34 protein-coding genes and 2 pseudogenes are annotated in these 21,877 nt (G+C 39.2%); 32 read left to right on the top strand and 4 right to left on the bottom strand.

Features of this window, described 5'->3' with window-relative positions; translation table 11 throughout:
* Position 1 precedes the first annotated feature (1 nt).
* From rplP to rpsI, 28 genes and pseudogenes are all read left to right on the top strand, one after another.
* A complete protein-coding gene (gene rplP / locus AO843_RS05390) occupies positions 2–436 on the top strand; it encodes a 50S ribosomal protein L16 (RefSeq protein ID WP_012296060.1) in 435 nt (144 codons plus the stop codon).
* Positions 426–626, top strand: a complete 201-nt coding sequence (rpmC, locus tag AO843_RS05385; RefSeq protein WP_004233646.1) for a 50S ribosomal protein L29 — start codon at positions 426–428, stop codon at positions 624–626. The genes rplP and rpmC overlap by 11 nt, the downstream gene beginning before the upstream one ends.
* Positions 627–644: 18 nt before the next feature.
* Positions 645–908: a 30S ribosomal protein S17 gene (rpsQ, locus tag AO843_RS05380; RefSeq protein ID WP_054610128.1), complete on the top strand. Its 264-nt coding sequence runs from the start codon at positions 645–647 to the stop codon at positions 906–908.
* Positions 909–950: 42 nt separating this feature from the next.
* Entirely contained in the window at positions 951–1,319 is a 369-nt protein-coding gene (gene rplN, locus AO843_RS05375) for a 50S ribosomal protein L14 (RefSeq protein ID WP_004233650.1), read from the top strand.
* Positions 1,320–1,354: 35 nt separating this feature from the next.
* Positions 1,355–1,663, top strand: a complete 309-nt coding sequence (gene rplX, locus AO843_RS05370; RefSeq protein ID WP_054610127.1) for a 50S ribosomal protein L24 — start codon at positions 1,355–1,357, stop codon at positions 1,661–1,663.
* A gap of 29 nt (positions 1,664–1,692) precedes the next feature.
* On the top strand, positions 1,693–2,232 hold the full coding sequence (rplE, locus tag AO843_RS05365) for a 50S ribosomal protein L5 (RefSeq protein ID WP_008181719.1): 540 nt from the start codon (positions 1,693–1,695) through the stop codon (positions 2,230–2,232).
* A gap of 21 nt (positions 2,233–2,253) precedes the next feature.
* A complete protein-coding gene (locus AO843_RS05360) occupies positions 2,254–2,439 on the top strand; it encodes a type Z 30S ribosomal protein S14 (protein WP_004233656.1) in 186 nt (61 codons plus the stop codon).
* A gap of 29 nt (positions 2,440–2,468) precedes the next feature.
* The gene (gene rpsH / locus AO843_RS05355) at positions 2,469–2,867 is read left to right on the top strand and encodes a 30S ribosomal protein S8 (protein ID WP_008181717.1); all 399 of its coding nucleotides are present in this window, start codon (positions 2,469–2,471) and stop codon (positions 2,865–2,867) included.
* Positions 2,868–2,897: 30 nt separating this feature from the next.
* Positions 2,898–3,437, top strand: a complete 540-nt coding sequence (gene rplF / locus AO843_RS05350; protein ID WP_054610126.1) for a 50S ribosomal protein L6 — start codon at positions 2,898–2,900, stop codon at positions 3,435–3,437.
* A 32-nt stretch (positions 3,438–3,469) separates the two neighbouring features.
* Positions 3,470–3,829, top strand: a complete 360-nt coding sequence (gene rplR / locus AO843_RS05345; protein WP_082389396.1) for a 50S ribosomal protein L18 — start codon at positions 3,470–3,472, stop codon at positions 3,827–3,829.
* Positions 3,830–3,850: 21 nt separating this feature from the next.
* Positions 3,851–4,354 (top strand): 30S ribosomal protein S5, encoded by a 504-nt coding sequence (rpsE, locus tag AO843_RS05340; RefSeq protein WP_008181711.1) that lies wholly within the window; start codon positions 3,851–3,853, stop codon positions 4,352–4,354.
* A 15-nt stretch (positions 4,355–4,369) separates the two neighbouring features.
* Positions 4,370–4,552, top strand: coding sequence for a 50S ribosomal protein L30 (gene rpmD, locus AO843_RS05335; protein WP_004233668.1), 183 nt, complete (start codon positions 4,370–4,372; stop codon positions 4,550–4,552).
* A gap of 34 nt (positions 4,553–4,586) precedes the next feature.
* A complete protein-coding gene (rplO, locus tag AO843_RS05330) occupies positions 4,587–5,027 on the top strand; it encodes a 50S ribosomal protein L15 (RefSeq protein WP_054610124.1) in 441 nt (146 codons plus the stop codon).
* Positions 5,027–6,322: a preprotein translocase subunit SecY gene (gene secY, locus AO843_RS05325; protein ID WP_054610123.1), complete on the top strand. Its 1,296-nt coding sequence runs from the start codon at positions 5,027–5,029 to the stop codon at positions 6,320–6,322. Before rplO ends, secY begins: the two co-directional genes overlap by 1 nt.
* Before the next feature lie 70 nt (positions 6,323–6,392).
* Positions 6,393–7,046 (top strand): adenylate kinase, encoded by a 654-nt coding sequence (locus AO843_RS05320; RefSeq protein ID WP_054610122.1) that lies wholly within the window; start codon positions 6,393–6,395, stop codon positions 7,044–7,046.
* Positions 7,047–7,295: 249 nt separating this feature from the next.
* Positions 7,296–7,373, top strand: a pseudogene (locus AO843_RS24490) (type I methionyl aminopeptidase); the annotation flags it as partial.
* 88 nt (positions 7,374–7,461) lie between these two features.
* Positions 7,462–7,680: a translation initiation factor IF-1 gene (gene infA / locus AO843_RS05315; RefSeq protein ID WP_004233690.1), complete on the top strand. Its 219-nt coding sequence runs from the start codon at positions 7,462–7,464 to the stop codon at positions 7,678–7,680.
* A 37-nt stretch (positions 7,681–7,717) separates the two neighbouring features.
* Complete coding sequence (gene rpmJ / locus AO843_RS05310; RefSeq protein ID WP_000868344.1) at positions 7,718–7,831, top strand: 50S ribosomal protein L36; 114 nt, start codon at positions 7,718–7,720, stop codon at positions 7,829–7,831.
* Between the two features lie 24 nt (positions 7,832–7,855).
* Entirely contained in the window at positions 7,856–8,221 is a 366-nt protein-coding gene (gene rpsM, locus AO843_RS05305) for a 30S ribosomal protein S13 (RefSeq protein ID WP_004233729.1), read from the top strand.
* Positions 8,222–8,246: 25 nt separating this feature from the next.
* On the top strand, positions 8,247–8,636 hold the full coding sequence (rpsK, locus tag AO843_RS05300; RefSeq protein WP_004233731.1) for a 30S ribosomal protein S11: 390 nt from the start codon (positions 8,247–8,249) through the stop codon (positions 8,634–8,636).
* Positions 8,637–8,775: 139 nt separating this feature from the next.
* Entirely contained in the window at positions 8,776–9,720 is a 945-nt protein-coding gene (locus tag AO843_RS05295; RefSeq protein ID WP_004233733.1) for a DNA-directed RNA polymerase subunit alpha, read from the top strand.
* 56 nt (positions 9,721–9,776) lie between these two features.
* Complete coding sequence (gene rplQ / locus AO843_RS05290; protein ID WP_012296051.1) at positions 9,777–10,157, top strand: 50S ribosomal protein L17; 381 nt, start codon at positions 9,777–9,779, stop codon at positions 10,155–10,157.
* A gap of 448 nt (positions 10,158–10,605) precedes the next feature.
* The gene (locus tag AO843_RS05285) at positions 10,606–11,451 is read left to right on the top strand and encodes an energy-coupling factor ABC transporter ATP-binding protein (protein WP_054610121.1); all 846 of its coding nucleotides are present in this window, start codon (positions 10,606–10,608) and stop codon (positions 11,449–11,451) included.
* Positions 11,427–12,299 (top strand): energy-coupling factor ABC transporter ATP-binding protein, encoded by an 873-nt coding sequence (locus AO843_RS05280; protein WP_054610120.1) that lies wholly within the window; start codon positions 11,427–11,429, stop codon positions 12,297–12,299. Before AO843_RS05285 ends, AO843_RS05280 begins: the two co-directional genes overlap by 25 nt.
* On the top strand, positions 12,296–13,093 hold the full coding sequence (locus AO843_RS05275) for an energy-coupling factor transporter transmembrane component T family protein (protein WP_054610119.1): 798 nt from the start codon (positions 12,296–12,298) through the stop codon (positions 13,091–13,093). The genes AO843_RS05280 and AO843_RS05275 overlap by 4 nt, the downstream gene beginning before the upstream one ends.
* Positions 13,094–13,106: 13 nt before the next feature.
* Entirely contained in the window at positions 13,107–13,847 is a 741-nt protein-coding gene (truA, locus tag AO843_RS05270; RefSeq protein ID WP_054610118.1) for a tRNA pseudouridine(38-40) synthase TruA, read from the top strand.
* A gap of 178 nt (positions 13,848–14,025) precedes the next feature.
* On the top strand, positions 14,026–14,463 hold the full coding sequence (rplM, locus tag AO843_RS05265; protein WP_004233742.1) for a 50S ribosomal protein L13: 438 nt from the start codon (positions 14,026–14,028) through the stop codon (positions 14,461–14,463).
* Between the two features lie 25 nt (positions 14,464–14,488).
* Complete coding sequence (gene rpsI, locus AO843_RS05260) at positions 14,489–14,881, top strand: 30S ribosomal protein S9 (protein ID WP_004233744.1); 393 nt, start codon at positions 14,489–14,491, stop codon at positions 14,879–14,881.
* 115 nt (positions 14,882–14,996) lie between these two features.
* On the opposite strand, the gene AO843_RS05255 is transcribed toward rpsI, so the two are convergent.
* Both AO843_RS05255 and AO843_RS05250 read right to left on the bottom strand, forming a co-directional pair.
* Positions 14,997–15,476: a nucleoside deaminase gene (locus AO843_RS05255; RefSeq protein WP_054610117.1), complete on the bottom strand. Its 480-nt coding sequence runs from the start codon at positions 15,474–15,476 to the stop codon at positions 14,997–14,999.
* Between the two features lie 14 nt (positions 15,477–15,490).
* Positions 15,491–16,099, bottom strand: a complete 609-nt coding sequence (locus AO843_RS05250) for an ankyrin repeat domain-containing protein (RefSeq protein WP_054610116.1) — start codon at positions 16,097–16,099, stop codon at positions 15,491–15,493.
* A gap of 469 nt (positions 16,100–16,568) precedes the next feature.
* Between AO843_RS05250 and AO843_RS05245 the strand changes: the two are divergent.
* From AO843_RS05245 to AO843_RS05235, 3 genes and pseudogenes are all read left to right on the top strand, one after another.
* Positions 16,569–17,426 (top strand): annotated as a pseudogene (locus AO843_RS05245) (DUF4822 domain-containing protein); the annotation flags it as partial.
* A 130-nt stretch (positions 17,427–17,556) separates the two neighbouring features.
* Positions 17,557–18,270: an N-acetylmuramoyl-L-alanine amidase gene (locus AO843_RS05240; protein WP_054610115.1), complete on the top strand. Its 714-nt coding sequence runs from the start codon at positions 17,557–17,559 to the stop codon at positions 18,268–18,270.
* A gap of 71 nt (positions 18,271–18,341) precedes the next feature.
* The gene (locus AO843_RS05235) at positions 18,342–19,397 is read left to right on the top strand and encodes a P-loop NTPase (protein ID WP_054610114.1); all 1,056 of its coding nucleotides are present in this window, start codon (positions 18,342–18,344) and stop codon (positions 19,395–19,397) included.
* Positions 19,398–19,451: 54 nt separating this feature from the next.
* On the opposite strand, the gene gerD is transcribed toward AO843_RS05235, so the two are convergent.
* Positions 19,452–20,060: a spore germination lipoprotein GerD gene (gerD, locus tag AO843_RS05230; protein WP_054610113.1), complete on the bottom strand. Its 609-nt coding sequence runs from the start codon at positions 20,058–20,060 to the stop codon at positions 19,452–19,454.
* A gap of 151 nt (positions 20,061–20,211) precedes the next feature.
* Here gerD and AO843_RS05225 point away from each other — a divergent pair, with 151 nt between their 5' ends.
* Complete coding sequence (locus AO843_RS05225) at positions 20,212–20,886, top strand: KinB-signaling pathway activation protein (RefSeq protein ID WP_054610112.1); 675 nt, start codon at positions 20,212–20,214, stop codon at positions 20,884–20,886.
* A 29-nt stretch (positions 20,887–20,915) separates the two neighbouring features.
* On the opposite strand, the gene AO843_RS05220 is transcribed toward AO843_RS05225, so the two are convergent.
* A complete protein-coding gene (locus tag AO843_RS05220; protein ID WP_054610111.1) occupies positions 20,916–21,572 on the bottom strand; it encodes a hypothetical protein in 657 nt (218 codons plus the stop codon).
* Positions 21,573–21,877: the final 305 nt, after the last annotated feature.

Raw genomic sequence — 21,877 nt, 5'->3', positions numbered from 1 at the left:
TATGTTATTGCCTAAACGCGTAAAATACCGTCGTGAACATCGCGGAAACATGCGTGGCGAAGCGAAAGGCGGTAAAGAAGTATCATTCGGCGAGTGGGGCTTACAAGCTCAAACAGCTAGCTGGATTACTAACCGTCAAATCGAATCTGCACGTATCGCGATGACTCGTTACATGAAACGTGGCGGTAAAGTTTGGATTAAAATCTTCCCACACAAACCTTACACTAAAAAACCTCTAGAAGTCCGCATGGGTTCTGGTAAAGGTTCTCCTGAAGGTTGGGTAGCAGTAGTAAAACCAGGAAAAATTATGTTCGAAATTGCTGGTGTATCTGAAGAGGTTGCACGTGAAGCACTTCGTTTAGCATCACATAAGCTTCCTGTTAAATGTAAGATCGTAAAACGTCAAGAAACTGGTGGTGAATCTAATGAAAGCTAATGAAATCCGTGACCTTGCCACTTCTGAAATTGAATTAAAAGTGAAATCACTGAAAGAAGAGCTTTTCAACCTTCGCTTCCAATTGGCGACTGGTCAATTAGAAAACACAGCTCGTATTCGTGAAGTGCGTAAAGCAATCGCGCGTATGAAAACTGTTATTCGTGAAAGAGAAATCAGTGCAAATAACTGATAAAGGAGGTTTTCAAGTATGACTGAGCGTAACCAACGCAAAGTTTACACGGGCCGCGTTGTTTCAGATAAAATGGACAAAACTGTTACTGTTTTAGTTGAAACTCACAAAAAGCACAAGCTTTACGGTAAACGTGTAAAATACTCTAAAAAGTTTAAAACTCATGATGAGCAAAACCAAGCGAAAATCGGTGATATCGTACGTATCATGGAGACTCGCCCGCTATCAGCTACTAAACGTTTCCGTCTAGTTGAAGTTGTAGAAAAAGCGGTTATTATTTAATAACTATTTCGGAACAACCATTTCCGAAGGGAGGTAACCTAAGTGATCCAACAAGAAAGTCGTATGAAAGTTGCTGACAACTCAGGTGCACGTGAAGTTCTTACAATTAAAGTGCTTGGTGGCTCTGGCCGTAAAACTGCTAACATCGGTGATATCGTTGTTTGTACAGTTAAGAAAGCAACACCAGGTGGCGTTGTCAAGAAGGGTGACGTTGTTAAAGCTGTTATCGTTCGTACTAAATCAGGCGTACGTCGTAAAGACGGCACGTACATCAAATTTGATGAAAATGCTTGTGTAATTATTCGTGATGATAAATCACCACGCGGAACTCGTATTTTCGGACCTGTTGCACGTGAATTACGTGACAGCAACTTCATGAAAATCGTTTCTCTAGCTCCAGAAGTTCTTTAATTTCATGATAGTGCCAATCAAGGAGGTGCGACAGCATGCATGTAAAAAAAGGTGACAAGGTTAAGGTTATCACTGGTAAGGACAAAGGCAAAGAAGGAGTAATCCTAGCTGCTTTCCCTAAACAAGATCGCGTTCTTGTTGAAGGTGTAAATATCGTGAAAAAACACGTTAAACCTAACCAATTGAATCCACAAGGTGGGATTGTAAGCCAAGAGGCTGCAATTCACGTTTCGAACGTAATGCTAATCGATCCTAAATCTGGCGAGCCGACTCGTGTAGGTTATAAAATCGAAAACGGTAAAAAAGTTCGTGTTGCAAAAAAATCAGGTACAGTAATCGACTAATTAGTAAATAAAAGAAGGGAGGTACACACATGAGCCGCCTAAAAGAAAAATATTTAAACGAAGTTTCTCCTGCTCTTATGAGCAAATTTGGATATAAATCAGTTATGCAATTGCCGAAAGTTGACAAAATCGTTATCAACATGGGTGTTGGTGATGCTGTTCAAAACTCAAAAGCATTAGATGCAGCTGTAGAAGAATTAACAATTATCACTGGTCAAAAACCAGTTGTAACTAAAGCGAAGAAATCGATCGCAGGTTTCCGTCTACGTGAAGGTATGCCTATCGGTGCTAAAGTTACATTACGCGGTGAGCGTATGTATGAATTCTTGGACAAATTAATCTCAATTTCACTTCCTCGTGTACGTGACTTCCGTGGTGTTTCTAAAAAAGCATTCGATGGTCGCGGTAACTACACTCTAGGTGTTAAAGAGCAATTAATTTTCCCAGAAATTGATTACGATAAAGTTTCAAAAGTACGCGGTATGGACATCGTGATCGTAACGACAGCGAACTCTGACGAAGAAGCTCGCGAGTTATTGACACAGTTCGGTATGCCGTTCCAAAAGTAGTCAAACAAGGAGGGCGAAAACGTGGCTAAAAAATCTATGATCGTTAAACAACAACGTAAGCAAAAGTTTAAAGTGCAAGAATATACACGTTGTGAACGCTGTGGCCGTCCACACTCTGTATATCGCAAATTCAAACTTTGCCGTATTTGTTTCCGAGAACTTGCATATAAGGGACAAATTCCTGGCGTGAAAAAAGCCAGCTGGTAATCCCCTAATTTGGGAAGGAGGTAAATGTAATGACAATGACTGATCCGATTGCAGATATGCTTACTCGCATTCGTAATGCGAACATGGTTCGTCACGAGAAGTTAGAAGTACCGGCTTCCAACGTGAAAAAAGAAATCGCTGAAATTTTAAAGCGTGAAGGTTTCGTACGTGACGTAGAATACGTGGAAGACAACAAGCAAGGAATTATCCGTATCTTCTTAAAATACGGTAAAGATAACGAGCGTGTTATCACTGGCTTAAAACGTATTTCTAAACCTGGTCTACGTGTATACGCAAAAACAAATGAAGTTCCTAAAGTACTGAACGGTCTTGGTATCGCTTTAGTGTCAACTTCACAAGGTTTATTAACAGATAAAGAAGCTCGCGCTAAACAAGTTGGCGGCGAAGTTCTAGCATACGTTTGGTAATTAGCAATAAATGAATGGAGGTGCAACTAAATGTCTCGTGTAGGTAAAAAAATTATCGAGGTACCAGCTAACGTAACTGTTACTGTTGCAGCTGAAAACACTGTTACTGTTAAAGGTCCTAAAGGCGAACTTGTTCGTTCTTTCCACCAAGATATGAAAATTGAGCAAGAAGGCAACGTAATCTCTGTATCACGTCCTTCTGATTCAAAAGAACACCGCACAAACCATGGTACTACTCGTGCGCTTCTAGCGAACATGATTACTGGTGTTTCTGCAGGTTTCGAAAAAGCTTTAGAACTTATCGGTGTTGGTTACCGTGCGCAATTACAAGGCAAAAAACTTGTACTTAACGTAGGTTACTCTCATCCAGTAGAGTTCACACCTGAAGATGGTCTTGAAATTGAAGTTCCTTCAAACACTAAAATCATCGTTAAAGGTATCAGCAAAGAGCGCGTTGGTGCTCTAGCATCTAACATCCGTGACGTTCGTCCACCAGAGCCATATAAAGGCAAAGGTATCCGTTACGAAGGCGAATACGTTCGTCGTAAAGAAGGTAAAACAGGTAAATAATGCTGCCTAAGCATTAGAAAGGAGTGACCCTTGTGATTACGAAACAGGATAAAAATCAAGTTCGTAAAAAACGTCATGCGCGAGTTCGTTCTAAAATTTCGGGTACTGCTGAGCGTCCACGCTTAAACGTATTCCGTTCTAACAAGAACATCTACGCTCAACTTATCGATGACGTAGCAGGCGTAACAATTGTTAGCGCATCTTCTCAAGAAAATGGTTTTGAAGGTGCTGGTAGCAATGTTGAAGCTGCATCAAAAATCGGTGAAACAATCGCGAAACGCGCTGCGGAAAAAAATGTTACTGCTGTAGTTTTTGACCGCGGTGGTTACTTATATCATGGACGTGTGAAAGCTTTAGCTGAAGCTGCACGTGAGAATGGTTTAGAATTTTAATAAGAAGGAGGGACACATTTCATGAGTCGAATTGACGCAAACAAACTTGGAGAACTTGAAGAACGCGTAGTTACTATTAACCGTGTTGCGAAAGTTGTTAAAGGTGGACGTCGCTTCCGCTTCACAGCACTAGTTGTTGTTGGCGATAGAAACGGTCATGTAGGTTTCGGTACTGGTAAAGCTCAAGAGGTTCCAGATGCTATCCGTAAAGCTGTTGAAGATGCGAAGAAAAACTTAGTAGAAGTGCCACGTGTTGGTGGAACAACTCCACACTTAGTGCTTGGTCGCTTCGGTGCAGGAGAAATCCTAATTAAACCTGCTGCTCCTGGTACAGGAGTTATCGCTGGTGGTCCAGTACGTGCAGTACTAGAACTTGCTGGTATTACTGATATTCTTTCAAAATCTCTTGGATCTAACACACCAATCAATATGGTGCGTGCAACTGTTCAAGGTTTAACTGAATTAAAACGCGTAGAGGACGTAGCAAAATTACGTGGTAAATCAGTGGAAGAAATATTAGGATAAGGGGGGAAAGATAATATGGCTAACAAATTAGAAATCACCCTTACTAAATCTGTGATTGGTACTAAACCTGCACAACGCAAAACAGTTGAAGCTTTAGGTTTACGTAAATTACACCAAACTGTAGAGAAAGCTGATAATGCAGCTACTCGCGGTATGCTTGATAAAGTAGCTCACTTAGTTACTGTAAAAGAAATTTAATTTCTAATTAATGAACAAGGAGGTGCCACCCACTATGAAACTGCATGAGTTAAAACCAGCAGAAGGTTCTCGTAAACAACGCAACCGCGTTGGTCGTGGTATCGGTTCTGGTAACGGTAAAACAGCAGGTAAAGGTCATAAAGGTCAAAACGCTCGTTCTGGTGGCGGTGTACGCCCAGGCTTCGAGGGCGGTCAAAACCCATTATTCCGTCGTTTACCAAAACGTGGCTTTACGAACATCAACCGTAAAGAATATGCGATCGTTAACCTTGATGCTTTAAACCGTTTCGAAGACGGTGCAGAGGTAACAGCTGCATTATTACTTGAAACTGGTCTAGTGAGCAACGAAAAAGCTGGAATTAAAGTTCTAGGTCATGGAACTCTTAATAAAAAGCTTACTGTTAAAGCTCATAAATTCTCAGCTTCAGCTAAAGAAGCAATCGAGAATGCCGGCGGAACTACTGAGGTGATTTAATGTTTCAGACAATCTCTAACTTTATGCGTGTTCGAGATATAAGAAATAAAATCATTTTCACTCTTTTAATGTTAGTCGTTTTCCGTATTGGAACATTCATTCCAGTACCAAACGTTGACGCAAATGTATTAAAGGCAACTGATGAGTTTAACCTCGTTGGTTTCCTGAATACTTTTGGCGGTGGTGCTTTAAAGAACTTCTCTATCTTCGCGATGGGGATTATGCCTTACATCACAGCCTCAATCATTGTTCAGTTATTGCAAATGGACGTAGTACCGAAATTTGCTGAATGGGCAAAGCAAGGTGAAGTCGGAAGACGTAAACTTGCACAATTCACTCGCTACTTTACTATTATTCTTGCTTTTATTCAATCATTCGCAATGTCATTTGGTTTTAATAGAATGTATGGCGGATCTTTGATTAAAGAAGAAGGGGTTCTAACTTATGTTATAATCTCCATTGTATTGACAGCAGGTACAGCTTTCCTTGTATGGCTTGCAGAGCAAATTACTGCACATGGTGTTGGTAATGGTATCTCTGTTGTAATCTTCGCAGGTATCGTCGCAGCATTGCCTACAGGAATTAACCAAATCTTTGCACAGCAAATCGAGGGTGCTGGTGATAAATTATTTATCAATATCATAATCCTTGCATTGCTTGTATTGGTTTTACTCGCAGTTGTAGTTGGAGTTATATATGTGCAACAAGCACTTCGTAAAATTCCAATTCAATATGCAAAACGAGTTACTGGACGTAATCAGCAAACAGGTGGTCAACAAACGCATTTACCTTTAAAAGTAAATGCTGCAGGGGTTATTCCGGTAATCTTTGCTTCAGCGTTTCTGATGACACCTCGTACGCTAGTTCCGTTCTTCGGTGAAAATGGTGTTACTACATTCATTAATAACACATTTGATCATACAAAACCTGTTGGGATGATTATTTACGTAGCATTAATCATCGCATTCACATATTTCTATGCATTCGTACAAGTGAATCCAGAAAATGTGGCAGATAACTTGAAAAAGCAAGGTGCTTATATTCCAGGTATTCGTCCTGGAGAAAGTACGCAAACGTATTTAACAAGCGTGTTATATCGTCTGACATTTGTCGGTGCGATTTTCTTAACTGTTATTTCTGTAATGCCGGTTATATTCATAAACTTTATGAATCTTCCTGCCTCAGTGCAGATCGGTGGTACTAGTATTATTATCGTAGTCGGCGTAGCGCTCGAAACGATGAAACAGCTAGAATCTCAACTTGTTAAACGTCACTACAAAGGCTTTATGAAGTAATGTTGGTTTTTAGGGAACGTTCTATCGTTTCCTTAAATCAGCAAACCTTTTGTGGGAGGAATATTTCCTAATGAATATCGTTTTAATGGGTCTGCCAGGTGCTGGTAAAGGTACTCAGGCAGATAAAATTGTTGAGAAGTACGCGATACCTCATATTTCTACAGGCGATATGTTCCGTGCTGCTATTAAAGAAGGTACTGAACTAGGCTTACAAGCTAAATCGTTTATGGATCAAGGTGCTCTTGTACCGGATGAAGTAACGATTGGTATTGTTCGTGAGCGACTGGCTAAATCTGATTGTGAAAAGGGCTTCCTATTAGATGGTTTCCCACGTACTGTTCCTCAAGCTGAAGCTTTAGATAGCATTCTTGCTGATCTTGGCAAAGCGATCGAGCATACTCTAAACATTCAAGTTGAAAAAGATGAGTTAATTGCTCGTCTGTCGGGTCGACGCATTTGTAAAACTTGTGGTGCATCCTATCATTTAATTTTCAATCCTCCAGCTGAGGAAGGAAAGTGTGATAAAGATGGTGGCGAGCTTTACACACGTGCCGATGATAATCCTGAAACGGTTGCAAACCGTCTGGAAGTTAATATGAAACAAGCACAACCTTTGCTTGATTTTTATGAAGCTAAAGGTGTGTTAACTAATATAGATGGACAGCAAGATATTAACAAAGTGTTTGCTGATCTTGATGCTCTATTACAGAGCAACCGCAGCTGATACCCGGCTCCGGGCGCAGAGTACTGCTTCCGCGGGAGGCATGCGGGAGCAACAACGAAACATAATTTTTTTGAGAGTTGCAAAAGCATATTGTGCCCGGTATATATTTCTTCAAAAAAGTGCAACATACTTTTTGGAGGAGTATAATGGGTTTCGTGGAAGCATCTGTGTAACGGGTATGAATATCTCATCCAAGACATTCCGGTATTCGTGTAAACATGGGAGTTTCAGTCCCCTTATTGGTTCTGGATATTCCGTGGATTGTGTGAAGCGAAACCAGACGAGCGTCTTTCAAACATCTCTCATACAATCCAAACATATGTTGAAACGAGGTTGCTTCTATAGTTGCAGCAGATATCCGTTTGATGTAACGATGAGAACTTTAATTTGCATATAGAGAGGAGAGACAGAGTAGATGGCGAAAGATGATGTAATTGAAGTCGAAGGGACAGTTGTTGAGACTTTGCCAAACGCGATGTTTAAGGTAGAATTAGAAAATGGACATGTGATTCTAGCGCACGTATCTGGTAAGATTCGTATGCACTTTATCCGTATTCTACCTGGAGATAAGGTTACTATTGAGTTATCTCCTTATGATTTAACTCGCGGTCGTATCACATACCGTTTTAAATAATCTTTTGCGCTCCGGACTACTAAGGAGGTTAGGTTAGATGAAAGTGAGACCATCTGTGAAACCGATCTGCGAAAAATGTAAAGTAATTCGCCGACGCGGTAAAGTAATGGTAATCTGTGAAAATCCTAAACATAAACAAAAACAAGGTTAATTCTAAAGGAGGTGCACAACGTACATGGCACGTATTGCTGGTGTTGATATTCCTCGCGACAAACGCGTGGTAATTTCATTAACGTACATTTTCGGTATTGGTAAAACTACAGCTCAGAAAGTACTAGCTGATGCAGGTATTTCAGAAGATACACGCGTACGCGACTTAACTGAAGATGAGTTAAACAAAATCCGTGAACAATTAGATTCTTACAAACTTGAAGGTGACTTACGTCGCGAAACTTCATTAAATATTAAACGTCTGATGGAAATCGGTTCATTCCGTGGTATCCGTCACCGTCGTGGCTTACCTGTTCGTGGCCAAAATACGAAGAACAATGCGCGTACGCGTAAAGGTCCTCGTAAAACTGTAGCGAACAAGAAAAAATAATTGGTAAAGGAGGTTCCTTCTTAACATGGCTCGTAAACAACAAACTCGTAAACGTCGTGTGAAAAAGAATATCGAATCTGGTATTGCACACATTCGTTCTACATTTAACAATACAATTGTAACGATTACAGATATGCAAGGTAATGCTGTATCTTGGTCAAGTGCTGGTGCTCTTGGTTTCCGTGGTTCACGTAAATCTACACCATTCGCTGCTCAAATGGCTGCAGAAACTGCTGCTAAAACATCCCTTGAACATGGTCTGAAAACGTTGGAAGTAACTGTTAAAGGTCCTGGTGCTGGTCGTGAAGCTGCAATCCGTGCACTTCAAGCTGCTGGTTTAGAAGTAACTGCTATTAAAGACGTTACTCCAGTTCCTCATAATGGTTGCCGTCCGCCAAAACGTCGTCGCGTGTAATGGGTGCGTCTCATATTGTATGAGAACATCATTTTTTGTACAGACTGTCTTGTGCAGATAATAAACGATACGTCATTGACGATCGAATCTATGATGGAAAGAACCTATACATTCGATGTTTTGAAGGAGGGTAAATAAAATGATCGAAATTGAAAAACCAAAGATTGAAACGGTGGAGATCAGCGAAGATTCCAAGTATGGAAAGTTTGTTGTAGAACCGCTTGAACGCGGATATGGAAACACTTTGGGTAATTCTTTACGTCGTATCCTTCTGTCTTCATTACCAGGAGCTGCTGTCACTTCAATTCAAATTGATGGTGTTCTTCACGAATTCTCAACTGTAGAAGGCGTAGTAGAAGATGTAGCTTCAATCATTTTGAACGTGAAAAAACTAGCTCTTAAAATCTACTCTGACGAAGAAAAAGTTATTGAGATTGATGTAAAAGGCGATGGTACAGTTACGGCTGCTGACATTACACATGACAGTGATGTAGAAATTTTAAACCCTGATCTATATATTGCAACAATCGCTAAAAACGGTCATTTACGTATGCGTATGTATGCACAACGCGGCCGTGGTTACACTCCTGCTGATCAAAACAAACGTGAGGATCTTCCTATCGGCGTGATCCCGATCGACTCTATTTACACTCCAGTATCACGCGTCAATTTCCAAGTGGAAAATACTCGTGTAGGTCAGTCTTCTGACTACGATAAACTTTCTCTTGATGTGTGGACAGATGGCAGCATCGGTCCGAAAGAGGCGATTTCGCTCGGAGCAAAAATTTTAACCGAGCATCTTAACATCTTCGTTGGCATGACAGACGAGGCACAAACGGCTGAAATCATGGTCGAAAAAGAAGAAGATCAAAAAGAAAAGGTTTTAGAGATGACTATCGAAGAACTTGATCTTTCTGTTCGTTCTTATAACTGTTTAAAACGCGCTGGTATTAATACAGTACTAGAACTTGCGAATAAATCAGAAGACGACATGATGAAAGTTCGTAACCTTGGACGTAAGTCACTAGAAGAAGTAAAAGCGAAGTTAGAAGAGCTTGGTTTAGGATTACGCAAAGAAGACTAAGCGATTTAAACAAAACTAACAAGGTCAGATTTTTTCTATAAAGGAGGGAAACATCCATGGGTTACAGAAAACTTGGTCGTACAAGTTCTCAACGTAAAGCGATGTTACGTGACTTAGCTACTGATTTAATCATCAACGAGCGTATCGAAACTACTGAGGCTCGCGCTAAAGAAGTACGTAAAGCTGTTGAAAAAATGATTACTTTAGGTAAGCGCGGAGATTTACACGCACGCCGTCAAGCTGCTGCATTCATCCGTCGTGAACTAGTAACAACGACTGATGCAGAAGGTAACGAAACAACATCATTTGCACTTCAAAAGTTATTTGATGATGTTGCACCACGTTATGCAGAACGTCAAGGTGGTTACACTCGTATTCTTAAAGTAGGTCCTCGTCGTGGTGACGGTGCACCTGTAGTTGTGATTGAACTAGTTTAATCAATAAGAGAAGACTTGTGGTGAAGAGGGTGGGAATCACCACCCTCTTTCTTTATAAATGATTTATACGACAAATAATTAAGCTGAGCGTTATGATGAGCGGACACTTAGGTGTGGCGTCTCGTTTAGCTCTCCGCACCTCATTCAGGAGGGATAAGGGCTTGAGCACCCTTATTTCTTGTAAATGTAACGACAAGCGCATTTCTATTGAATGAGGTGCGCGCTTTTTTATTATTTAGGATGGCGCCAATTTGTGGTGCTTTTTTTAATATATGGGTTTATTGTTTTATGGAATCAGACCATCACATCATGACCGTGAATAGCAAAATAAGATCGTTTAATTATTTTAGTATTTTACTTTTATCGACATAAGGATTGTAGTAGAATTCATACATAAAAAAGTGTAAGTTAGTTAGTAGAGCTGAGCATAGAGAGAGGAGTTCTAGAAATGCCTGAAATTTTATCTTTAAATAATGTGACTTTTTCATATACACCAGAAGAACAAGATAGTCGTAATGCTGTCGAAAATGTCAGCTTTGCCGTCGAAGAAGGCGAATGGATAGCCGTAGTAGGACATAACGGTTCTGGTAAGTCGACCATTGCAAAGTTGATGAATGGTTTGCTATTTCCTCAAAAGGGGGATGTACGTATACTACGCGAGCCATTAAGTGAGAAAAACCTTTGGGAATCTCGTTCGCTCATGGGAATGGTTTTTCAAAACCCTGACAATCAATTCGTAGGTGCAACTGTTCAGGATGATGTTGCATTTGCCTTGGAAAACAACGGTGTGCCTTTTGAAGAAATGGTGCAACGTGTACATGCGGCACTGGAACAAGTAAAAATGAGCCACTTTTTAGACCATGAGCCACATCATTTATCCGGAGGACAGAAGCAGCGTGTTGCTATTGCAGGAGCACTTGCGTTAAAGCCAAAACTGCTTATATTAGATGAGGCTACTTCTATGCTAGATCCTCAGGGGCGTGCAGAAGTATTACAAACTGTTCAAACGTTACGTGCTGAAACAGGACTTACTGTATTATCAATAACACATGATTTAGAAGAGGCTATGCTAGCAGATCGTGTTCTTTTTATGAATGATGGTAAGAAGTTTGCAGAAGGTACACCTGCTGAAATTTTTGCCCTGGGGGACAAGCTGGTTGAATTTGGGCTAGACTTACCATTTGCTCTTAAGTTATCAAAGTTATTGCAAAAGGAAGGTGTTCCATTAATGGGACAACATATGACAGAAGAAGAGTTGGTGAATGATCTATGGACATCAAACTTCAACAAGTAAGCTATGCCTATGCACAGGGGACTCCTTTTGAAAAACGAGCATTATTCGATGTAGATTTTGACATCCCATCACATACGTATCAAGCGATCATTGGTCATACTGGTTCTGGTAAATCAACAATTCTTCAGCACTTTAATGCGCTTCTAAAACCTACCTCAGGAGAAGTACATATCGGAGAACGTGTGGTAGTAGCCAGAAAAAAAGCAAAGAATTTAAAAGCGGTTCGACAAAAGGTTGGTATCGTCTTTCAATTCCCTGAGCATCAGTTATTTGAAGAAACGGTGTTAAAGGATATTATGTTTGGTCCTATGAATTTTGGTGTTTCGGAAAAGGAAGCCGAAGATCGTGCAAGAGAGCTTGTTAGCTTAGTGGGACTACCAGAGGACGTATTAGAAAAGTCTCCGTTTGATTTATCGGGTGGTCAAATGCGTCGAGTAGCGATAGCAGGTGTTTTAGCGATGGACCCTGAAGTGATTGTGCTGGATGAACCTACGGCTGGTTTGGATCCACGAGGACAAAAGGAAATTATGGATATGTTTTATCAGCTCCATCAGGAACGTCACCTCACAACGATTCTAGTGACGCATAGTATGGAAGATGCTGCTCGATACGCAGATACTATTGTGATTATGCATGAAGGTAAAAATGTCTTAAGTGGGACACCGAGAGATATATTTAAAGATGTTGATACATTAAAGAGCTTTCGCTTAGAACCGCCACGCATTGTCCGCTTTCAACAAAAGGTTGAGCAAATGATAGGGCAATCCTTATCGAAGGTTTGCTTAACTGAAGAAGAGCTTGCAGCTGAAATGGCTCGAGTGCTAAGAGAGGGGCGTGCAGAATCATGATGGAAAAAATGATTTTTGGACGCTTCTTACCAGGTAATTCTCCTGTCCATAAACTGGATCCACGCTCTAAGTTAATCTTTGTATTTGCCTTTATTATTATTGTATTTTTGGCCAATAATACAGTGACGTATGCCATGCTTTTGGCATTCACACTACTCGTTATATTAATATCACGAATTCGCTTGTATTTTTTGATAAATGGCCTCAAACCTGTTCTCTTTTTGATGGCCTTTACCTTCCTGCTTCATATTTTCATGACGAAGGAAGGCGTTCCCATTTTTGACTCGAAGTATATAACAATATACGATGAAGGAATTAGACGTGGGGTTTATATTTCTATACGTTTTCTAGTATTAGTATTTATAACATCCATTTTAACTTTAACAACATCACCAATTTCCATTACAGACGGTATTGAGGTACTTTTGAATCCCCTTAAGGCATTAAAAGTACCTGTACATGAATTAGCTTTAATGATGTCTATTTCTTTGCGCTTTATTCCTACCTTAATGGATGAAACAGATAAGATTATGAAAGCACAAATGGCACGAGGGTCTGATTTATCTTCAGGACCGATAAAAGATCGTATAAAAGCCGTAGTGCCATTGCTAGTACCTCTTTTTGTGAGCGCATTTAAACGGGCCGAGGATTTAGCCACAGCGATGGAAGTAAGAGGCTATCGAGGTGGTGAAGGACGTACTAGGTACCGCAGGCTAAAATGGGATCTGGGTGATACATTTGCGCTTGTACTATTAGTAGCAATAGGTGTATTGCTATTCTTCTATAGAAGTTAAAGGAGTAAGCTTTATGCGACGATTAAAAGTAATTATTAGCTATGACGGCACGCATTTCTCAGGCTATCAAATACAGCCTGGGGAACGCACCGTGCAGGCAGAGCTTGAACGTGTATTAGCCATTATGCATAAAGAGGAAAAGGTAAAGGTAACCGCAAGTGGGCGTACAGATGCTAGGGTTCATGCAACAGGACAAACCTTGCATTTTGATACACCACTAGCTATCCCTGTTGATAAGTATCTCAAAGCTTTGAATGTGCAGCTTCCCAGAGATATTCGCGTATTGTCTGTAGATGAAGTGGCACATGACTTTCATGCCCGTTTTAGTGTAACTGGGAAGCGATACCGCTATATTTGGTCTTGTGAGCCTGTCCAAAATCCATTTCGCAGACATTTTACAGTTGAGACAAATGGGGTTAAACCTGATGTGAATGCCATGCAGAAGGCTGCCCAGGCTATCGTTGGGACACATGACTTTTCTTGCTTTTGTGCAGCAAATACAAGTGTGAAGGATAAAGTACGAACAGTAACTTCTCTGCAATTTGAATGGCATGGGGAAGAGCTCCATATGGTAATTGAAGGCACAGGCTTTTTGTATAATATGGTGCGAATTATTGCAGGTACACTTTGGGAAGTTGGTATAGATCGACGGACGATTGAAAATGTAGCACTTGTTGTCGCTTCAGAAGATCGGGATAAGGCTGGGAAAACCGCGCCACCACAAGGTTTATACTTAGAAAAAGTGTTCTATTAGTGTCACTTTATACTTCGAAACAACTTCACCAGGTGTTTAATGAAATTACTTGACTTTAAAAGTCATTCATTATATGATAACAGATGGTATTTTCATTACCACCACAAATAAGCCCCGAAACTTATAGTGTAGTCTAATGAAAAATAACGGTAATCGAATCGATTAGGAGGATATATACATGCGTACAACATTCATGGCTAAAGGTCACGAAGTAGACCGTAAATGGTTAGTAGTTGATGCAGAAGGCCAAACTCTTGGACGTTTAGCTTCTGAAGTAGCTGCAATCTTACGTGGTAAACATAAACCAACATTCACACCAAACGTTGACACAGGTGATCACGTAATCATCATCAACGCTGACAAAATCCATTTAACTGGTAACAAATTAGAGGGTAAACTTTACCGTCACCATACTCAATTTGCGGGTGGTTTAAAAACTCGTACTGCTGGTGAAATGTTAGATAAGTACCCAACAAGAATGATTGAATTAGCAGTTAAAGGAATGCTTCCTAAAAACTCTTTAGGTCGCAAAATGTTCACTAAACTTAATGTTTATACTGGAACAGAGCATCCACATGCTGCACAAAAACCAGAAGCATACGAGCTTCGCGGATAATATAAATTAAGAGGAGGATATTACTTTGGCACAAGTTCAATACATCGGCACTGGTCGCCGTAAAAGCTCTGTAGCTCGCGTACGTTTAGTACCAGGTACAGGTAAAATTGTTATCAATAAACGTGAAATCGAAGAATACGTACCATTCGCTGCATTACGCGAAGTAATTAAACAACCATTAGTAGCTACTGAAACTACAGGAAGCTATGATATCCACGTAAACGTTAACGGTGGTGGATACACTGGTCAAGCTGGTGCTGTTCGTCACGGTATCGCTCGTGCTCTACTTCAAGTAGACCCAGATTTCCGTGCTGCATTAAAATCAGCTGGATTACTTACTCGTGATTCACGCATGAAAGAACGTAAAAAACCAGGTCTACGCGGCGCTCGTCGTGCACCTCAGTTCTCAAAACGTTAATTTCAACATTTTCTATCAAAGACTCTTTCTACTTTTGTGGAAAGGGTCTTTTTGTATGAATTCAGTAACCAATATAAAAAGCAATCTTTGGAGGTGGCCCAAAGATTGCTTGACACTATTTTCGATGAAATTGGCGATGAAGCAGATGTACCTGTTCAGCTAGTTCAGGAACAGGACCTTCAACAGGTGTATCTTTTATAACTTCTTGAATGGATAAATTACGAACGCGTGAAGTAGAAGTGACGCCCATATCTTTTAACCATTGTGCTAGTTGTTTGGATGAGCTAGCATAAACGATTCTTCCTAAGCCAACCCAACCATGGGCTGCTGCACACATAGGGCAATGTTCGCCAGTAGTATAAACGGTTGCAGTACTTCTCTCCTCAGCAGTCCTATTTTCAGCTGCCCAGCGTGCTAATGCAAATTCTGGATGCTGTGTATGGTCACCACCAGACACATGATTTTGATCTTCTGCTAGGACCTTACCGTTAGCAGCTACAAGTATTGAACCAAAGGGCTCATCACCAGCATTCAACGCATTTTTGGCAAGCTCAATACATCTTTCTAAATGCTTTAAGTCTGTTTGTTGGATCATCAAAACCCTCCTTCTTAACGATTGCTAGAGCTTTCGGACGCTGCCTCGTTTAATATCAGCTCTATTTTATGAAAACTTAATTTTTTTGCATGCTGTAAGGGCGTGACGCCATCTCTGTCAGCAATATTCAAATTAGCCCCATAATCCACTAATAGTTGAACAATTTCTTGGTGTTTCTCATCGCCATTACCTAAAATTATTGCTTCTATTAAAGCTGTCCAATGCAAATTATTAATGTGATTGACATTAATATCTGAATGATTAAGAAGTTCGCGAACTACTTCTACATAGCCACGTTCTGATGCAGGGATAATTGCAACTCCTCCAAAGCGGTTTGTCAATTTCGTATCAGCACCAGCTGCGATGGCTAGCTTCACTATTTCTAGATAGCCAGATGCCCCTGCATGGAGGAGCACATTTTCTAGGTTATTATCTCGAATATTTATGTCTGCCCCATGCTGTATAAGTGCCTTTACTGTCTCCACCTGATTATTATAAGTTGCCGCTAATACAGCTGTTCTGCCAAATTGATCGGTGGCATTGATATTGATGCCATCTTGAAGAAGTGTTAGCACTTTATCAGTTTCTCCATTCGCTGCGGCAGTAATCAATGGATCGTTCATTTCTTCCACCTTCTTTTTCCGTGTTATAAAAATATGGTAACATGTAGGATCTTGCACGAATAATATTAAAAAAATATGCTTAACTAAGCTTTTTCATATAGTAGAACGCGCCTTTTAGTATTTTTATAAAATTTTAAATAGACTTTTTGGCATAATAATTGTTATTTCTGCACAGATTTATAATTATTAAAAATATTTTCGGATAAGTTTATGCTTTTTTAAGAAATTATTTAGAGGGAGTTTAACAATTCAATTTAATATAGATTTTGAAAGCTACAACGAGCCCTTCAAGAGCTGGGTTTGGCGTAACTGAAAAATATAAAGCAAAAAATGGAGGTAAGTAGATATGAAAAAATTATTGATTGTATCTGTTGCAGCAATGGCACTACTTGCAGCATGTCAAGATAAGGAGCCTGCGAAAGGCAACGTTACAAATAGTGAGGAAGTAAAAACAGAAAGCGCTGCTACAGAAAATACAGCGAAAGACCAAGCACAGGAGCAACTAACAAAAGGTCAAGAAATGGTTAATATTCTTAGTGGTACAAACTGGCAGGGTACAAAAGTATATGATAAAGATAACAACGATTTAACAAAGGAAAACTCTAACTTTATTGGCTTGGCTAAATATGATGCTAAGACAGGTCATTATGAATTCTTTGACGCTGCTACAGGTAAAAGTCGTGACGATAAAGGAACATTCTTTATCACAAATGATGGGAAACAAAGAATTTTAATTTCTGAGTCCAAGAACTATCAAGCCTTAGTGGAAATCACTGAACTAAACAAAGATATCTTCACTTATAAACGAATGGGGAAAGATGCTGCTGGTAACGATGTAGAAGTGTTTGTGGAGCATATCCCTTATCAAGAACAAGAACTTACATTTACAGATCCAGATAAAACTCTAAATACGACTACAGGTGATATTGTAACAGATGTAGATGGGGATAAAATTTTAGCAGATACATTATGGCATGGCACAGTTGTTTTAGATGAAAACGATAATGATGTAACAGAGTTTAATTCAAATTTCATTAGTATAGCAAAATATGATGCAGACACAAATAAATATGAATTCTTTAACCCTGAAACAGGTGAAAGTCGTGGAGATTATGGCTACTTTGATGTAATTCATGACAATAAAATCCGAGCGCACGTTTCAATTGGTAATAATAAATATGGTGTGGCTCTTGAAATTACTGAAATTAATGATAAGAAGTTTACGTATAAACGAACTGGTAAAGATAAAGATGGAAATGAGATAACTGTGTTTGTTGAGCATGAACCATACAAAGGTGAATTTAAACCAGCATTCACACTTCAATAAAATTGTTCTTCCTCCCTTAATATAGAAGAAATTAAAAACTCTCAAGTTTAATACTTGAGAGTTTTTTTTTCTTTCTGGCATAGTTTATCCACTAACTTCGTACACTAATTTAAAAGGGTGGTGGATATGGGTGAAGCGCTGGCTGGCACTAGGAGTAATTATGCTTATGAGTATAGTGGTCGTGGCATATGAAACAAATGCTTCGGACCGTAACTTCTTTTTACCAGACCCACTTGGTGGCATAAAAATTGTCATTGATGCAGGGCATGGTGGTGAGGATGGAGGAGCTTCAAAGGGCGAAGTCATTGAAAAGGATATTACACTTGCAATTTCTCAGCATGTGGAGAAGAAATTAAAGAAAAAAGGCGCAACAGTCATTATGACGAGAACAAAAAATGGGGATGTTATTGATGAGCACGCGCCATCAGAAAAGTATGGAACGTTAAGAGAGCGCAAAAAACAAGATATCTTTTTAAGAAAGGATATTATAGAGAAAGAAAAACCTGATGTGTTTATTACCATTCATGCAAATGCTATACCGGAAACAAAATGGCGTGGCGCACAGGTGTTTTATCATAAGGAAGGACATGCTGATGGAGAGATACTTGCAAAAAGTATTCAAGAAGCCATTCGTACTAATTTAAAAAATACAGACCGAGAAGCATTGTCTATTAAGCAAATTTATTTGTTGAAAAAAGCAGAAGTCCCTGCGGCATTAGTAGAGACTGGATTTATAAGTAATGATGAAGAACGTGCGTTATTAATAGATAAGAACTACCAAGAAAAAATGGCAGATGCTATTGTTGAAGGTATAGAAGAGTACCTATTAGCTAAAGTTGAATAGAGCAACATCACAACGTAAATTAAATCATTATGATATACTAACATTGAGACAATATAAGGGGAGTGTTCGTCGTGATTACTGAACAACAAGTACGAGAAATACTAGGACAACTACAAGATCCATTTTTACATAAATCGCTTGCAGAAACAGATGGTATTACAAACGTAGCAATAAAAGAAGAAAAAAATCATGTCAGTGTAAAAATTGCGATTGCTAAATTGAATACACCTGAACAATTACAACTACAAATGAAGATTGTTGAGATGTTAAAAGAAGCGGGTGCTAGCACAGTTGGTATTCGCTTTGAAGAGCTATCAGCAGAAAAACTTCAAAGCTTCCGTGGTACAGCAACAGAATCAGAAGCACAAGATATATTATCACCACTTAGCACAGTTCAAGTTATTTCAATTGCTTCCGGTAAAGGTGGAGTAGGTAAATCTACAGTTTCTGTTAACTTAGCAGTTGCCTTAGCCCGTTTAGGAAAAAAAGTAGGCTTAATCGATGCAGATATTTATGGATTTAGTGTGCCTGATATGATGGGTGTAACGGATATGCCTAAAGTAGTGGACAATCGCATTTTCCCAGTAGACCGTTTTGGTGTAAAAGTGATTTCAATGGGCTTCTTTGTGGAAAACAATGCGCCTATCGTATGGCGTGGCCCGATGTTAGGTAAAGTATTAGATCAATTCTTCCGTGATGTGGAGTGGGGCGAGCTTGACTACCTACTATTAGATTTACCACCTGGCACAGGTGATGTGGCGTTAGATATTCATCAAATGCTACCATCATCAAAGGAAATAGTTGTCACTACACCGCACCCGACAGCAGCATTTGTTGCAGCTCGTGCAGGTGCCATGGCTCTACAAACCGACCATGAAATTATAGGTGTAATCGAAAACATGGCTTGGTTTGAATCTAAATCAGGTGAAAAAGAGTTTGTCTTTGGGCAAGGTGGAGGTCCTAAACTAACAGAAGAGCTACGTACGGAGCTACTTGGACAAATTCCTCTTGGGCAACCAGATTGGACTGATGAGGATTTTGCACCGTCTGTATATGCCGAAAAACATACAACAGGACAAATATATTTAGATATCGCAACAAAAATCATTCAAAAATTAAATAACTAATGAAAAACGGATTTCCACCAATTTGGAGGAAATCCGTTTTTATTAATGCCATGGTTATTCAGTGCCTTTTTTCTCCTTATCCGTTCCGCTACCACTTTCGCCACTTGCTTCTTTCTTATCGCCACTTCCAGATGAACTTGTTTCGCCACTCTTTTTAATAAGTTCCTGCCATTTTGATTGCATTAGAGGGCTCTCGATTGTTTCCTTTACTACTTCCTCCATCTGCTTTCGCATATTAGACGATTTAAGGATAGTCTCTAACTGCTTCTGCATATCAGGCTGTCCAAAAAAGGCTTCCATATCCTTTTGGAATGTTGGATCTTTTATTAAGTCCTTCATAATATCCTGTTGCTGTTTTTGCATGCTTTTTGCAACAGTTTCCTTAAACTTTGGATCTTCAAAGGTTTTCTTCCAAAAGTCTTCTGCTTCTTTGGAAAGTAATGTTTCCTCAGTAGCTTTTTTCACTTCATCATGCTCTAAGATCAACAGCTCACGGAAACTAGGCTCTTCTAAAAGCTGTCGTAACGCCTTTTTACCATCCTCTGTTTGCAAAGAGTCGATCATGATTTTTTTTATTTCATCATAGGACATAGTAGAGGTTTTATCTTGTGAACAGGCAGAAAGAAAAAGCATTAGAATCAGTAATAAGGTAAATTTTCGCATCGACAATCAGTCCTTTCTATAGATAGACTCTTTCAATTATTGTTCACATTTCTGATGACTTTATGTATTGGTTAAGATGAGAAATAGCTTTTTTAACAATGCATTGATAAAATAAGGACAGATATATTGAGAAATTGGGGGACTTTTAGTTGTGACGATACGAAATTGGGCAAAGTTTTTCTTCTTTGCAATGCTCGTTGGTGGTGTAGTCAACGGAGTTTTTAGTTTATTTATTCGCTGGGATTTCTTCCAACCATACATAGCAAATGGTCATTGGGGTGAATTTTTCGCTGGACTTTTATGGATGGTCTTTTTAGGATTTACAATGAGTGTTATTGCTCAGGCTGGCTTTTTCGCCTATTTAACACTCCATCAAGTAGGTGTAAATATCTTTAGAACACTTACATTGTGGAATTGGGTACAGCTTTTATTAATTGTAATTACTATTTTTGATATTATTTTCTTCCGCTTTGTACCTGGTATAAAGGATGGACAAAGCTGGTTGTTCTATGTTGGATTATTAATTGTCCTCATCTTTGGAGCAATTGCCACGGCTGTTCAAAAAGTGAAGTTAACAGGGAAGAAACATGTATTCATTTCTGCATTGTTCTTTATGATTGTCATTACAACATTGGAATGGACAATTGCGTTAATGGGCCGTGATGAAAATATTAATGAATATGTCGCTTTGTTATTATTCCCGTTATTGGCGGTTAATGCATATCAATTATTAGTATTGCCGAAGTATAATGCGAAATCTGATGAAGACCGTCAAAAATTAGAAGCACGCCGCCAAGCACGCCGTGAACAAGCAAAAAATGCTTAAAAAAAATTGCCTCTATGAAGGCAATTTTTTTATGGTGATTTTTTAGTTTGCACTTTATAGCCAAATATATTCTCTTCAATTGACATAAACTTATTCTGCTGTATCAAAGCATTAAGTTCTTTAAAAGTAAATGAACTATCCTGGCGTAATGGAGTAAAAACAAAGTCGCCCTTTTGAAGTTTAGGCGATTTCTCACCCTGCCAAATAAGGGAAGGAGATAGCATATTCATTTGCTGTTGAAACAAAGATTTTTGTAAGTCTTGTGAATACTGGTGATTCCGAGTAGCAAACCAAAGTGGCTTTTCTTTCAAATATTTTTCATAGATATCAATATCCTTTTGTACAAGATCAATGTTAACAGGTTTTTCTATGGAGTCTTCTGGGCCAAGTAGTCCTGTAGGCAATCTTCGTTCTTGAATGATTTTTATATGTTCTGGTGAACGCTTAATCCAATCCGTATCTAAAAGAAGAAGCGGGTAAGGTTCTTTCACCGTTTTAAGCCAATCCATTAGAGACTCATCAGAGAATGAAATCTCAACAATAAGAGATGTGCCGTAATGTCCTTTCGTAACTACAACTGGTGCATTAGCAATATTAAATACAGAAATCATCGTAGAATTTATAGGCTTTAGAAAAACAAAGAGTGTTCCGATTAACAGCAGTGAAATCAACGTTTTGCGGATCATAATAACAACCTCGTTTCTAAGATTTTAAATAAAAAATGAGTCTCTTTAAAAAAACTTATGATTTAGTGTTGACTTTCATGAATAATCGATGTTATTATGTATAAGTCGCCAAGAGGTGACAGTGAAATAAAAAACATGAACCTTGAAAACTGAACAAGCAAAACGTAATCAATATAGTTTTTAGTAGCTAGCCTTGCTAGTGAACAAAACAAAATTTTGGACATCAAAATTGATGCCAGCAAAACAATTTGAGCTAATCAAATTTCTTTTATGGAGAGTTTGATCCTGGCTCAGGACGAACGCTG

It is taken from the genome of Lysinibacillus sp. ZYM-1, assembly GCF_001308875.1.
In the GTDB taxonomy this organism is placed as follows: Bacteria; Bacillota; Bacilli; order Bacillales_A; family Planococcaceae; genus Lysinibacillus.
The sequence above is the reverse complement of the archived record's forward strand: the minus strand, read 5'-3'. Positions and strand labels throughout refer to the sequence as shown.